The sequence below is a fragment of the Microvirga sp. P5_D2 genome (assembly GCF_054049475.1).
Window position 1 is genome coordinate 1 of record NZ_JBFUMH010000156.1, and the last position, 12,284, is coordinate 12,284.

The following is a 12,284-nucleotide window of genomic DNA, read 5'->3' on the forward strand; positions in this document are numbered from 1 at the left end:
CCCTGGCGGTCCGGTGCCGGCGAGCCGGTGTCCCGGGTTCGCCGCACCAGCCTGATGGCGAAGCTCTCGCTGACGGCAAAGTGCCCTGCCGCCGCCCGGCAGGAATGGCCCGCCTCGACAAAGTCGGCGACCCGCACCCGAAGATCGAGAGAATAGCAGTGACCCATGATCCACCTCCCGTTCCAGCAAGTGAATCACAGATCGCACCAGGCCAAAACCCAGGAGTCGAATTTCCAGTCCGATGCTTTAAAGCATCAATTGCGCTTCGCGAATTCGTGCCCGATCTTCGTGCAGTTGCGCCCTTCCGTCTTGGCGGCATAGAGAGCGCGGTCGGCGCGGCGGAGAATGGAGCTGCGGGTCTCGCCTGGCAGCGTCTCCGTCAGGCCCGCGCTGAATGTGTAAGCCAAATCGATGCCCTCCTCCGCGAGCAGGGCCGCTGGGWAGTCTTCGCGGATGCGGCTGATCAGGTCCAATGCATCTTCGAGCTTCGTCTCGGGGAGAAGCAGCAGGAATTCTTCACCGCCCATTCGTCCGAGACAATCCTGGGTCCGCATTCTCTCGGTGCAGATACGGGCGAAATGCCGGAGCACCGTATCGCCCGCATCGTGGCCATAGGCATCGTTGATGGTCTTGAACAGGTCGATGTCGATCGAGGCCACGCACAGGCCGCAGCCCGTATCCTCGTGGACTCCCAGCACATCATCGAGCAGTTCCAGAATGTAGCGCCGGTTCGCCAACCCAGTGAGCTGGTCCGTGCGCGATGCTTCGAGAGCAGCCTCGTGGGCTTGACGGAGAGTCTTCTCGTTGTGCTTGAGCGCGGTGATGTCGGTGGCCACCGTCAGCACCCAGCCGGTCGCGAGCACTGTGTGCTCGAACCAGAACCAACGGCCATCCATGAAATCCGACTCGAAGGATTTGCGCGGCATGCTCCGGCGACGGGGAAGCGTGCGGTCGATGAGCGCTTCCACATCGTCGCCGTCGATGCGAACGCCGATCCCTTCCCTCGCCCCATAACGAAGGATCTCGGTGAAGGTGAAGGGTCCCTTGAAATCGCCAAGGAACATGCCCGCATAGGCCTCATTGGCGAAGCGGAGATTGTCCTCTGCATCGTAAATGGAAATCGCCTGCCCGCTTTGACCGAGCGCCTCCACCAAGCACTGCAGGGTCTCGTCTTTGAGGTCTGAAACGAAATGGGTCATCTGGGCCAGGGATTACTGAATGCTGTTACCATAAATGACATCTTCCCTTAGGGCAAAGGACTGGACTGTCTCGACGGCAAGATCCTTGAAAGATGTGGGGGCTCCGAGCGTCCTCATGAATAAGTCCGGGATCATCATCGAGGCTTGCTGACCTGAAACTAGGTCCCAAGTGCCGCCCCATCCCCCTTCTGCGAAACCGGACCGTCATGGCAGCCATGCCTGGGGCTGGCCTTCCATCCGGCAAACGAGTCCGGTTAATTGGCGGCAGGGGCCGTGGATCACGATTCCCACCGGCCTGACGGAGATCCTATGACAGACCTGTCCGCCTTTCCCATCGCCCGCCGCTGGCCCGCCAGCCATCCCGACCGAATCCAGCTCTATTCCCTGCCGACCCCGAACGGGGTGAAGGCCTCCATCATGCTGGAGGAGACCGGGCTGCCGTATGAGCCGCACACGATCAATATCGGCCAGAACGAGACCTGGACGCCCGAGTTCCTGGCGCTCAACCCCAACGGCAAGATCCCGGCGATCATCGATCCGGACGGCCCCGGCGGAAAGCCGCTGGCCCTCTTCGAGTCGGGGGCGATCCTGCTCTATCTTGCGGAAAAGACGGGCAAGTTCCTCCCGAAAGACCCCGCGCAGCGTTACGAGACCATTCAATGGGTCTTCTTCCAGATGGCTGCGGTGGGCCCCATGTTCGGCCAGCTCGGGTTCTTCCATAAGTTCGCAGGGCGCGAGATCGAGGACAAGCGGCCGCTCGAACGCTACCGGGCGGAGTCCAAGCGCCTTCTCGGCGTTCTGGAAACGCGCCTCGACGGGCGCCAGTGGATCATGGGCGACGAGTACACCATCGCCGATATCTCGCTGCTCGGCTGGGTGCGCAATCTCGTCGGCTTCTATGGTGCAGGTGAGCTGGTGGACTACGATACACTGAAGAACGTGCCGGCCTGGCTCGAACGCGGCCTCGCTCGCCCCGCCGTCCAGCGCGGTCTCGAAATTCCGCAGCGGCCCTGATGGCTTCTCTGCGGCGCGGGAGTTTGTGCGCCGCAAAATCAACATAGATTGATCCTATCTCTATGTTCCTCCGTCCGGCGCAAAACGCCGGACGGCCTGCATTGAAGAGGCCTGCGGTGCGTAACCACGCCAGAGAGCAGCCCGGCATCTGACATATGTTTGTCATGGTTTCATCCGCTTCCTTAAGCGGGCGTTTCGATGAAGCCCCGCCGCCTTGAGCCCAGGACCGGCTCAGCCCGCCTGTTTGCGTTCCAGTGATTTGACACCACCCTTTTTATTCTTGTGAGGAACAATGCCTACGAACAGACGATTCAGCCAAACCCCACCCGACAAAGCCAACGAACTCTTCGAGAAGCTTCTCGCCACATCGGAATCCGCCCTCAAAACCCGTGAGCGCCTGTTCGCGGATTTGAAGGAGGAATTGGAACTTCTCGCCACTCTTCAGGAAGAGCACCTCTTCCCAATTCTCCGTCGCAACGGGATGCAGGATCTCGTGAGCGCTGCGGTGAACGACAACGAGAGGACCATCGCGCTCCTTGTCGAACTCGAGCGCATGCCCAAGAACTCGGCGGAGTTTTTGCCCCAGATCGGTGAACTCCAGAAGATCTTCCAGCAGCATATCCGTGACGACAAGAAGGAGCTGATCCCTGCGGTGCTCGAAGTGCTCAGCGAGGAAGAAGCCGAAGCCGTCGTTGAAAAGGTGGAGGACGAAATGGCCAATATCGGTGAGATCAAGCGGATCGACACACGACGCGCGCAGCAGCAGGCGGAAGTCGTTCGCAAGGTGACCGACGAGGTGACCGATACGATGCGCGTCGGGGCCGAGAGCGCCCGAAACATCGTGCAGACCATGCAGGAAGCCATACAGAACAGCTTCTACGCTTTCTCGGAACTGACCCGATACTCATCGGGGCGAACCATGCAGATGCTCTCGCATCCCAAGGGAGAAACCCAGGATATGACCGAGGAAGCGACGCAGAATCTGCGTGCCGCCGTCCATTCCGGCACTGTCCTGGCGCGCGGCATCCAGGATGTCTCCCGCGAATGCTTCGAGCTGAGCCAGAAGCGGATGCAGCGCAATCTCGACGGGCTGAACAGTCTTGCACGTTGCCGCACGATGGCGGATCTCCTGGCCGCTCAGAGTTCGCTTATTCGGGACAATGTGGAGCAGACCGTCGACAACAGCCGCCGCATCGCGGAACTCGCAATCCAGATGGCGGATGAGGCAACCCGCAATGTGACGGTTCAGGTCGAGGCCGCTGAAAAGGCGATCCGGCCTAACAAGGCCGCTTGATCCAATCCCTCGACAAGTCTCCCGGCTCAAGGGCCGGGAGAAACTTTTCTGGTTCAACCGAGAAGATCGCGCAGAGTGCGCATAAACACTCTCGCACCGATGGCGATCAGATCATCCGGAAAATCGTAATCCGGATTATGAAGGCTCGGATGCCGTTCGCCTGCGCCCAGGAAGAACATGGCGGCGGGCGCTTTCGCGCCGAGATTCCCGAAATCCTCCGACGGCCGCATGGGCAAGTCTCCGCGGTCATGCTGAACACCTTCAGCATCGAGCGCCCGTCTCAGATGCGCCACAGCTTCCGGCGCATTCTCGCAATGGCGGAAAACATCGTCATAGGCGATCTCAAGCGCCAGCCCATGCTCACGCGCGGCCTCCGCCGCGAGTCTTTCGGCATCGGCGACAAGGCTGTCCATGCCGCCATCCGTCAGCGTTCGCAGCGTGGCCCATATCTCGCCATGAGCCGGCGCGATGCCGAAGGCGGGTTCGCCCAAACGGGCATGCGTTACCGTCACCATGGCGAAGGTTTGATCCATGGGCCCGCCGCTGCCGAGAGCTGTCAGAGCAGGCATCAGTCGGGCCATGGCGTTGGCGGGCGAAAGGCCCGTTTCCGGCATGGAGGCATGGGCGGTCTTGCCTGTCAGCGTGATGTGCATCCCGCGTGAGGCGCAGCTGACCGGACCTTCGATGAGCGCTACCTTGCCCAGCCTCATGCCCGGCAGGTTGTGAAGCGCGAAGACGAAGTCGGGTTCGATTTCGCGAAACTTCGGATCGGCCACGACGGCTGCGGCGCCCGAGCCATCCTCTTCCGCAGGCTGAAACAGCAGAATGGCGCGGCCACGCTGCGGACGCTCACGGCTGAGACCACGGGCGAGTGCTCCCAGGATCGCCATGTGCCCGTCATGTCCGCACAGATGGGCTTTGCCCGGCACGGCTGAGCGATGAGGAGCGTCCGATATCTCTTCGATCGGCAGCGCATCGAGTTCCGCCCGGAACATCACGGTAGGACCAGGCTCCCGCCCCTCGAAGATACCGGCGACGCCGTGGCCGCCGAGATCGGCAATAACCCGACCCGCACCCGAGGCCTTCAGAAAAGCTTGAACCTTGCGAGAGGTTTGGGCCTCCTCGCGGGAAACCTCCGGTATGCGGTGCAATTCGCGCCGCCATTCGGTGAGATCAACCACATCCTGATCGGTCAAAAACATGGCGTGCTCCCGCTCGGCTTCACGACGTTAGATGATCGCGCCGATCCGTCGACCCTCATCAATGGCCTGATCTGCCAGCCTCAGGGTCGAGGCTTGCGAACGCGCGCCGCAGATGAAGCCGCTCGGATGGCAGAAGACACCGTCGGGAATGCTGGCGACTTCGGAGAATGCTTCCTCCTGTAAGCCCCGCCAAGCCTCCGGCAGGGACAGGCGCTGACCGAAGGAATTGGGCTCAGGCGGCACCGTGCGGCAGTACCAAGAGGTCGAATCCTCATTGGGATAGATCACGAAGAGCAGGTCGTTGAGCCCACCTTCGAAGACCGCCTTCTCCCATGGCAGTTTCCGGTCGAGCACAATCACGCGGCGGTCTTTCGCTTTGCGCGCAGCCGCCATCACGAATGCCATGGCCTGTGCCTCGGCATGAGCCTGACGGCACGAACGCAGCAGAATGCCGTGGGCAAAATCGGCGGCGTCAGTGAAGGCGTCATCGAAGCTCTGGGCGGAATCCCATGTAGGGTTGAAGGCTTCGATCAGGAGGGACAGATGACCGGGGCTCGTGGGAGCAACGCCGTTATCCGCCTGATCGATGGAAAGGATGATGCTGGTATCGATATCCTGCCAGACCATCTCGACCGCATCGGCCGCGATGCCGGGCACGAATTGCTGAAGGGCCTCGCCGCCGTAATCGCGCCAGACCAAGCCGACCGAACTGTAGGGCGTGCCATCCGGCCGGCGCGGCAAGTCCCGCATGTGGTGGTCGTAGCGTTTGGTACCGGCGTCATAAACGCCACCGACATCGAAGACGATATCGGCCGAGGCTATTTCATCGGCGTCGCGGGTGCGAACCAGATCGAAGGAGCCGAGAGCGGCGCGCAGGACAACGGAGGCGAAGACGTCATCGGCATGGAAGGTTCCGCTATGGGTGACGACCTTCATGAAACCCTACCTCTACCCACCGGCACAACCCATCTCCTTGACCGTACGTGGGACTTAATCCCCTTGGAGAGCGCATATAACCTTAACCATGGGTCACAGGATAGCGCCCTGCATCATCGATACACCCTTTCTCGACATGTTCATGTCCCTCTTTCGGCTGACATGACCCTGGAAGCCATCTCTTGACCTTGCAACGATGGGAAGGCCTAGGCACCTCAAATCCCATCTTTCATTTCGGAGAGCCCTGATGAAATTACGCTATCTGACGCTGGCCACCATGATCGCAGCCCTGCCCTCGCTGGCCCTCGCGCAAGGGCATTCGCATGGCGGACACTCGACGCCGATGCAAACGCAGAGCTCGTCCGAAGCTCCGTCCACGAAAGCCTATCGCGAGGCCAATACCAAGATGCATCGCGACATGGACATCGCTTATAGCGGCGACCCCGATGTCGATTTCGTGCGCGGCATGATTCCCCATCACCAGGGTGCCATCGACATGGCCAAGGTCGTGCTGGAGAATTCCAAGGATGAGCAGATCCGCAAATGGGCGACGGCCGTGATCCGCGAGCAGGAGCGCGAGATCGCCGAGATGCAGGACTGGCTCAAGAAGAAGGGCTTCAAATAGGCCAGTGCTTCGTCATCTCCCTGCAGCATAAAACATTGGGGCAATTAGCCTTTTCATAAGGATCCGTTTGCTCTCGCCTTTGAGGTGTCAATGTGGACTTGGACCGTGTAGAGCTTGGCCATATGCATTCGACGACGATCGTCTGGTTCCAACCGGCGGGGTCGTGCGTTAACGAGCATTCCCTGCGGGCAAATGGAAAGGAAGAACCATGTTCACACTCACAATCAGCGATAAGCCGATTGCCATCACCAATGCCGAAGAGGAGGAAGCCCGCGAACTCCTTTTGAGCGAGGATTTCAAGGATGACCTCAAGGCCCTTGAGAGCGACGGCGCTCCCCTGTGGGACGGCTTCGCGAGCCTGAACGTCCGGGCCGCGACCGATACGGAGAAGGCAGAATTCGAGGACGCGGATTTCGACGACGAGGAAAGCGACGATGATGAAGATGATGGTCCCTACATCATGTTCCTCGTCGACGTGACCGACCCGGACGAATCCGACGAGGCCTGATCTCGCTAATCTTTTGAGGGCTGGGCGGTCTTGAGGATCGCCCAGCCCTTTTCTTGCGTGCGCCGCAAGCGGTGAGCATTAACGTCCCGCGAAGATTGCATCGTGGATATGCTGAGGCTCGGGCCTATTCTTCGACTGGAACCGCAGCACGCGGTAACCGCAGCCTTTCAGAATTTCATCGCGCCGGGCATCCCGCTTCGCATCGTGGGAGCGGTCGTCGAGCTCGATGATGGCGAGCACCTCCGTATTCTGAGCGATTACCCAGTCTGCGCGCGTGTTAGAAATCTGACGGAAAGCCGCCCAGAAGGCGCGGGATCCCTCCCTGCCATCGGGCCGGACGAGCGCCAGAAGCGGAACCTGCGGCCAGATCTCGCAATCCGGGCAGGCCTGGAGAATCCTCTGATAGAACTCGCGCTCGTTGGCCGTCATCACGGAGCAGCGCTTGAAGCGCGGACGCCTCGCCCACGAGAGGTAGAGCACGAGCAGCAGGGCGAGCACGGCGATGCCCGCGAGCCCGATCCAAGTTCCCTGTTCGAACAGCCGGTCCATATCACCCCCTAATGCCCACGCTTTCGTGAACTTATTAGCCGGTCTCTGCCGCGCTTCAAGTACAGTCGCATGAAACCGAGCCGCATGGTCCTGCGTCTTCTTACTGCCGAGTTGATGCATTGGGAGAACGTGAGATGGACCTGAATCGCCGCTCGTTCCTGCTGGGTGTTCCAGCCGCAGCCATTTGTTCCAGCCTTCCCTCCGGTCCCAGTTTCGCGCAGGCCGCGATCAGCCGGTCGACCTATCAGGCCATGTATGCGCCCATCGACGATGACATTTATCCGATCCCCGGCATCGACCTCACGCGCGTCGATCCGAATTACCTGCGCAAGGTCGTGCCCTATCAGACATCTGAAGCGCCTGGCACCATCGTCGTCGAGCCGCGAAGCCGCTATCTCTACCTCGTTCTGCGGGATGGCATGGCCGTGCGCTATGGCGTTGGAGTGGGACGTTCAGGCTTCGGCTGGTCCGGCAGCGCCGTGATCAAGACCAAGCAGGAATGGCCGGACTGGTATCCGCCCAAGGAGATGTTCGGCCGCCAGCCGGAACTCATGGAGCAGATGGGCGAGTTGCCCGGTGGCCCCGGCATGCCGGGCGGTCCTGGCAACCCGCTTGGGGCGCGGGCCATGTATCTCTGGCAAGGCAACAAGGATACGCTTTACCGGATCCACGGCACGTTCGAGCCCTGGACCATCGGCACGAACGTGTCATCCGGCTGCATCCGCATGATCAATCAGGACGTGATTGATCTCTACAAGCACGTTCCGGAAGGCACCAAGGTCGTCGTGGTCGGTTCGAGCCGTCCGAAACGCAACCAGACGGCTGCCCATCTCTGATCTGGCGAAAACAGGCCGTTTGCGCCTATTTTCGCCATTGTTGGCAGTCACATGTCTCGCAAGGGAAGCGGGACATAAGTCAACATGTGGGATATTGTTGCCCGACCGGAAAGGTCGCAGGGCAGGCGCGGGTCAATTCATGCGCCTGCGAACAGCCGCCACGCCATCAGGAAAAACATCCTCAATCTCTCGCCGGTCGCGGCCTGCACGGCCCTGCTGATGGCGGGAGCATGGTGGGCCACCGCTCGCGCGGATGGCGAAACGCGCACCCTCTCCTTCTTCCACACCCACAGCCAGGAAAGCACGACCGTCACGTTTCGCCGAAACGGACAGTATGACGAGCAGGCTCTCACTCAGCTGAACTGGTTCCTGCGGGACTGGCGCAACGACAAGCCTGCGAAGATGGACCCGCGTCTCTTCGACATTCTGTGGGAGGTTTATCGCGAGTCGGGCTCCCGGCAGCCCATCAATATCATCTCGTCCTATCGTTCCCCGGAAACGAACTCGGCCCTGCGGCAGCGGTCGAGCGGCGTGGCCGAGCACAGCCAGCACATGCTCGGCAAGGCGATGGATATCCGACTGCCGGATGTGGAGACGGAACGGCTTCGGGAAATCGCGATGAAGATGCAATATGGCGGTGTCGGCTATTATGCTTCATCCGCCTTCGTGCATGTTGACACGGGCAATGTGCGCGCATGGCCGCGCATGTCGCAGCAACAGCTGGCGCGCCTCTTCCCGGATGGCAACACGGCTCACCTGCCCGCAAGCGGCAAGCCCCTGCCCGGCTATGAGCAGACGCGGGTTCAGATCGCGGCTCGCAACGAGGCTCTCGCCACGCAGGCTTCCGCCGGTGGCGGCTCCGTAGGCAACCTGTTCGCCAATCTTTTCGGCCGGAAGAATCCGGCCCCAACACCTGCACCTGAGACGGTCGTCGCCTCGGTCGAGCCTGAAAAAGTTGTGGCGATCGAGCCGGTCGTCGTCCCGCTGCCTCCGCAGCGACCGAAGCTGGAAGCAGCCCAGGTCGCCAGCGCTGAGCCTGCCGCTCTCCTCGTGAGCAAAGAGAACGACAAGAAGGCTGCGACGCGCCGCATCGGACTGTTCCAACCTATCCTCGGCTTCGATGAGAGAGCTGCGGTTCGCTCCCTCTTCGAACCCCGGATCGCCCTTGCCGATAGCGGCTTCGCGCCAAGGCTCGTGGAGGATCTCAGCACGACGAGCTTCACCGGACCGGCCGTGAAGGCCCCGGTCGGCACGCAGGACATACCGTCCACCCAATGGGCGGATGCCGTCACACAGACGAACTGACCGCCTTCAGGCGGTGGCGGTCGCGAGAATGATCAGAGTGAAGGCCACGAAAGCCACAAGCCCCGCCCCCGCAAAGATCCAGAGCGAAAGGGGCGCTGCCTCCTCGACCTGAATGGGATCTGCCGCGGCAGGTTGAAGCATGGCTGGCCTGAGCGGCACGGGCTTCACGCGGTTACGATCAACTGCCGGGCGTTTGGGGAAAGGAATGATCTCCGCGCTCTTGCGAGGCGGCTGTTCGGGCGCCGGCGAAATCAGGCTGTCTTCCAGCTCGACCGCTATGCCCGATCCTTCGAGCTGCACCACGATCAGCGCGATCTCCTCCGCGCTCATCCTTTCAACGGGAAGATTGATCCGAAGGTCTTCGGTGGTGAGATGTCCCCGCTCGCGGCCAAGGACGATCAGGCGGTCCAGGAGGGTTCTGTCGAGTGCCGGCTGCATGAGGACATCACCTCAATCGTTCGGTTGCAGAGAAGCAGCCACGGACTGCTACGCATGGCGCTTTTCAGCCTAACGCGGCAATCTGCCGAGGTGTTGCACCGACCGGAGAAACTCGATGAACTTTTTTGCAGGCGAGGGTTAAATGAGCGAGGCGCGCTAGTTCTTCGTAGCGTTGGAGGCTTCCTGCAGCGCCTCCTTTTCCCGACGCACCTGTTCGGACAGCTGCTCGGCGATGGCGACGAGACGCCCCGCCGCCACATCCTTGCCGAGCACCTCCACCTGCCCCGCGAGACCGACGGTGAGCAAGGTTTCGAAAATGAGTTCGGCGGGCAGCCCTTTTTTGATCAGCTCGATGGCGAGCTTCTGCCACTGGTCGGACAATTGCCCTCGAAGGGCTGAAACATCGTTCGTCATTCCCGATCCATACACGATCCCGGCACCGCTGTCCCGCTTGAACCTTCAAGCCTGTCATGCAGCTTACATGGAACACTTCTAATCCACGTCCCGTCACAAGGACGGAGAAAAGAAAATGGACGAGCACAAGGCCCGCCTTCGCTCAAGCGAGTTGGAAGATTCCGGCGATATCGGCGTGAACCCCACGCAGAACCTCACCATGGGCGAGATCATCGCGACCCGCTTCAACCGCCGCGACCTGCTGCGCGGTTCGCTGGCCGTGGCGGCGATTTCCGCGACCGTCGGCACTCGTGCTCTGGCCGCCAATGAGCAGCCCGCCAAAAAGGCGATGGCCGGTACCTTCGACTTCAAGGAGATCGAGGCCGGTGTCGATCAGACCCACCACGTGGCCGAGGGCTATAATACCCAGGTGCTTCTGCGCTGGGGCGATCCGATCTTCACTGACGCTCCCGAATTCGATCCGATGAACCAAACGCCCGAGAGGCAGGCGCGCCAGTTCGGCTACAACACCGACTATATCGGCTTCATCCCGCTCAACGGTTCGAGCGACCACGGCCTGCTCGTCGCCAACCACGAATATACCAACGAGGAGCTGATGTTTCCCGGTGTCGGCGTGCAGGACACCAAGGACGCCAACTTCTCGAAGATGACCAAGCATCTGGTCGACATCGAGATCGCAGCCCATGGCGGCGCCGTCGTCGAGATCCGTCGCATCAACGGCCAGTGGCAGGTGGTGAAGGATTCCAAATACAACCGCCGCATCACGGCCGAAACGCCGATGGACATCACCGGCCCTGCCGCCGGCCATGACCGCATGAAGACCTCCGCCGATTCATCCGGCCGCAAGGTCAATGGAATGATCAATAACTGCGCCGGCGGCGTGACGCCCTGGGGCACGTGGCTGAGCTGCGAGGAAAACTTCAACGGCTATTTCTGGGGCAAGATGGCCGACGATCATGCCGAAGCGAAGAACTACAAGCGCTATGGCATCGGCACGCCGGCCTATGCCTGGGGCAAGTTCTACGACCGCTTCGACCTGACGAAGGAGCCCAACGAGGCCAACCGCTTCGGCTGGGTTGTCGAGATCGATCCGTTCGACCCGAACTTCGTGCCCAAGAAGCGCACCGCGCTCGGCCGCACAAAGCACGAAGGCGCTGCCGGCATCACCAACGGCGATGGCCGCTACGTGGTCTATCTCGGTGACGACGAGCGCTTCGACTACGTCTACAAGTTCGTGACCGCCGGCAAGGTCGACACCCAGAACCGCGCCGCCAATTTCGGGCTGCTCGACGAAGGCACCCTCTATGTCGCCAAGTACAACCCGGACGGCACGGGCACCTGGATGCCGATGATCCACGGCCAGGGCGCGCTGACCGAGGCGAACGGCTTCAAGAGCCAGGCCGACGTGCTGATCGAAACCCGCCGCGCGGCTGACCTTCTCGGTGCAACCAAGATGGATCGCCCCGAGGACATCGAGGCCAATCCGCAGACGAACCGCGTCTACGTCATGCTGACGAACAACACGCGCCGCAAGGAAGACCAGATCGACCCGGCCAACCCGCGCGCCAACAACGCCTTCGGCCACATCGTCGAGATGATGCCGGAAGGCGGCAACCATGCGGCGACTGCGTTCACGTGGGAAGTGCTGGTGAAGTGCGGCGATCCTTCGGTAGCCTCGGTGGGCGCGACGTTCTCGTCCGAGACCACCAAGAACGGTTGGTTCGGTATGCCGGACAACTGCGCCATCGACAGCCAGGGCCGCCTCTGGATCTCCACCGACGGCAACAACGCCAAGGCGACGGGTCGCGCGGATGGTCTCTGGGCGCTAGAGACGGAAGGCGAACTTCGCGGCACGTCACGCCACTTCTTCCGCGTCCCGCTCGGCGGCGAGCTGTGCGGCCCGTTCTTCACCCCCGACGACGAGTCGCTGTTCCTCGCGGTGCAGCACCCGGCTGAAGTGGATG

At 61.3% G+C, this 12,284-nt stretch carries 14 protein-coding genes; 7 read left to right on the plus strand and 7 right to left on the minus strand.

Features of this window, described 5'->3' with window-relative positions:
- Together ACXJKO_RS25265 and ACXJKO_RS25270 are read right to left on the minus strand one after the other, a co-directional pair.
- A partial coding sequence (locus tag ACXJKO_RS25265) for an IS630 transposase-related protein (protein ID WP_457090844.1) occupies positions 1–167 on the minus strand: 167 nt, incomplete at its 3' end.
- A gap of 87 nt (positions 168–254) precedes the next feature.
- Positions 255–1,199 carry a GGDEF domain-containing protein gene (locus ACXJKO_RS25270; RefSeq protein WP_457093822.1) on the minus strand — a complete coding sequence of 315 codons (945 nt, stop codon included), beginning with the start codon at positions 1,197–1,199 and terminating at the stop codon, positions 255–257.
- Between the two features lie 309 nt (positions 1,200–1,508).
- Here ACXJKO_RS25270 and ACXJKO_RS25275 point away from each other — a divergent pair, with 309 nt between their 5' ends.
- Both ACXJKO_RS25275 and ACXJKO_RS25280 read left to right on the plus strand, forming a co-directional pair.
- Positions 1,509–2,213, plus strand: coding sequence for a glutathione S-transferase N-terminal domain-containing protein (locus ACXJKO_RS25275; RefSeq protein ID WP_457093823.1), 705 nt, complete (start codon positions 1,509–1,511; stop codon positions 2,211–2,213).
- 292 nt (positions 2,214–2,505) lie between these two features.
- The gene (locus ACXJKO_RS25280; protein WP_457093824.1) at positions 2,506–3,507 is read left to right on the plus strand and encodes a phasin family protein; all 1,002 of its coding nucleotides are present in this window, start codon (positions 2,506–2,508) and stop codon (positions 3,505–3,507) included.
- Positions 3,508–3,560: 53 nt separating this feature from the next.
- On the opposite strand, the gene ACXJKO_RS25285 is transcribed toward ACXJKO_RS25280, so the two are convergent.
- Both ACXJKO_RS25285 and ACXJKO_RS25290 read right to left on the minus strand, forming a co-directional pair.
- Complete coding sequence (locus ACXJKO_RS25285) at positions 3,561–4,709, minus strand: amidohydrolase (protein WP_457093825.1); 1,149 nt, start codon at positions 4,707–4,709, stop codon at positions 3,561–3,563.
- 27 nt (positions 4,710–4,736) lie between these two features.
- Positions 4,737–5,645, minus strand: a complete 909-nt coding sequence (locus tag ACXJKO_RS25290; RefSeq protein ID WP_457093826.1) for an MYG1 family protein — start codon at positions 5,643–5,645, stop codon at positions 4,737–4,739.
- 247 nt (positions 5,646–5,892) lie between these two features.
- On the opposite strand from ACXJKO_RS25290, the gene copM reads away from it, so the two are divergent.
- Positions 5,893–6,270, plus strand: coding sequence for a CopM family metallochaperone (copM, locus tag ACXJKO_RS25295; RefSeq protein WP_457093827.1), 378 nt, complete (start codon positions 5,893–5,895; stop codon positions 6,268–6,270).
- A gap of 208 nt (positions 6,271–6,478) precedes the next feature.
- Complete coding sequence (locus tag ACXJKO_RS25300; RefSeq protein ID WP_457093828.1) at positions 6,479–6,778, plus strand: hypothetical protein; 300 nt, start codon at positions 6,479–6,481, stop codon at positions 6,776–6,778.
- Between the two features lie 78 nt (positions 6,779–6,856).
- On the opposite strand, the gene ACXJKO_RS25305 is transcribed toward ACXJKO_RS25300, so the two are convergent.
- Positions 6,857–7,327, minus strand: a complete 471-nt coding sequence (locus ACXJKO_RS25305; RefSeq protein WP_457093829.1) for a DUF2726 domain-containing protein — start codon at positions 7,325–7,327, stop codon at positions 6,857–6,859.
- A gap of 134 nt (positions 7,328–7,461) precedes the next feature.
- Here ACXJKO_RS25305 and ACXJKO_RS25310 point away from each other — a divergent pair, with 134 nt between their 5' ends.
- Together ACXJKO_RS25310 and ACXJKO_RS25315 are read left to right on the plus strand one after the other, a co-directional pair.
- Entirely contained in the window at positions 7,462–8,163 is a 702-nt protein-coding gene (locus ACXJKO_RS25310) for a L,D-transpeptidase (protein WP_457093830.1), read from the plus strand.
- An 84-nt stretch (positions 8,164–8,247) separates the two neighbouring features.
- Positions 8,248–9,468, plus strand: coding sequence for a DUF882 domain-containing protein (locus ACXJKO_RS25315; protein WP_457093831.1), 1,221 nt, complete (start codon positions 8,248–8,250; stop codon positions 9,466–9,468).
- A gap of 6 nt (positions 9,469–9,474) precedes the next feature.
- Here ACXJKO_RS25315 and ACXJKO_RS25320 read toward each other — a convergent pair whose 3' ends face one another.
- Positions 9,475–9,906: an RNA polymerase sigma factor region1.1 domain-containing protein gene (locus ACXJKO_RS25320; RefSeq protein ID WP_457093832.1), complete on the minus strand. Its 432-nt coding sequence runs from the start codon at positions 9,904–9,906 to the stop codon at positions 9,475–9,477.
- Positions 9,907–10,062: 156 nt separating this feature from the next.
- Entirely contained in the window at positions 10,063–10,320 is a 258-nt protein-coding gene (locus ACXJKO_RS25325; protein WP_457093833.1) for a hypothetical protein, read from the minus strand.
- Between the two features lie 115 nt (positions 10,321–10,435).
- Here ACXJKO_RS25325 and ACXJKO_RS25330 point away from each other — a divergent pair.
- The coding region (locus tag ACXJKO_RS25330; protein WP_457093834.1) for a PhoX family protein at positions 10,436–12,284 on the plus strand (1,849 nt) is incomplete at its 3' end.

Bases quoted from the DNA above. Each gene is read 5' to 3' on its own strand.
- ACXJKO_RS25275 (WP_457093823.1), top strand. From the start codon at position 1,509: ATGACAGACCTGTCCGCCTTTCCCATCGCCCGCCGCTGGCCCGCCAGC.
- ACXJKO_RS25280 (WP_457093824.1), top strand. From the start codon at position 2,506: ATGCCTACGAACAGACGATTCAGCCAAACCCCACCCGACAAAGCCAAC.
- ACXJKO_RS25285 (WP_457093825.1), bottom strand. From the start codon at position 4,709: ATGTTTTTGACCGATCAGGATGTGGTTGATCTCACCGAATGGCGGCGC.
- ACXJKO_RS25290 (WP_457093826.1), bottom strand. From the start codon at position 5,645: ATGAAGGTCGTCACCCATAGCGGAACCTTCCATGCCGATGACGTCTTC.
- copM (WP_457093827.1), top strand. From the start codon at position 5,893: ATGAAATTACGCTATCTGACGCTGGCCACCATGATCGCAGCCCTGCCC.
- ACXJKO_RS25300 (WP_457093828.1), top strand. From the start codon at position 6,479: ATGTTCACACTCACAATCAGCGATAAGCCGATTGCCATCACCAATGCC.
- ACXJKO_RS25305 (WP_457093829.1), bottom strand. From the start codon at position 7,327: ATGGACCGGCTGTTCGAACAGGGAACTTGGATCGGGCTCGCGGGCATC.
- ACXJKO_RS25310 (WP_457093830.1), top strand. From the start codon at position 7,462: ATGGACCTGAATCGCCGCTCGTTCCTGCTGGGTGTTCCAGCCGCAGCC.
- ACXJKO_RS25315 (WP_457093831.1), top strand. From the start codon at position 8,248: ATGTGGGATATTGTTGCCCGACCGGAAAGGTCGCAGGGCAGGCGCGGG.
- ACXJKO_RS25320 (WP_457093832.1), bottom strand. From the start codon at position 9,906: ATGCAGCCGGCACTCGACAGAACCCTCCTGGACCGCCTGATCGTCCTT.
- ACXJKO_RS25325 (WP_457093833.1), bottom strand. From the start codon at position 10,320: ATGACGAACGATGTTTCAGCCCTTCGAGGGCAATTGTCCGACCAGTGG.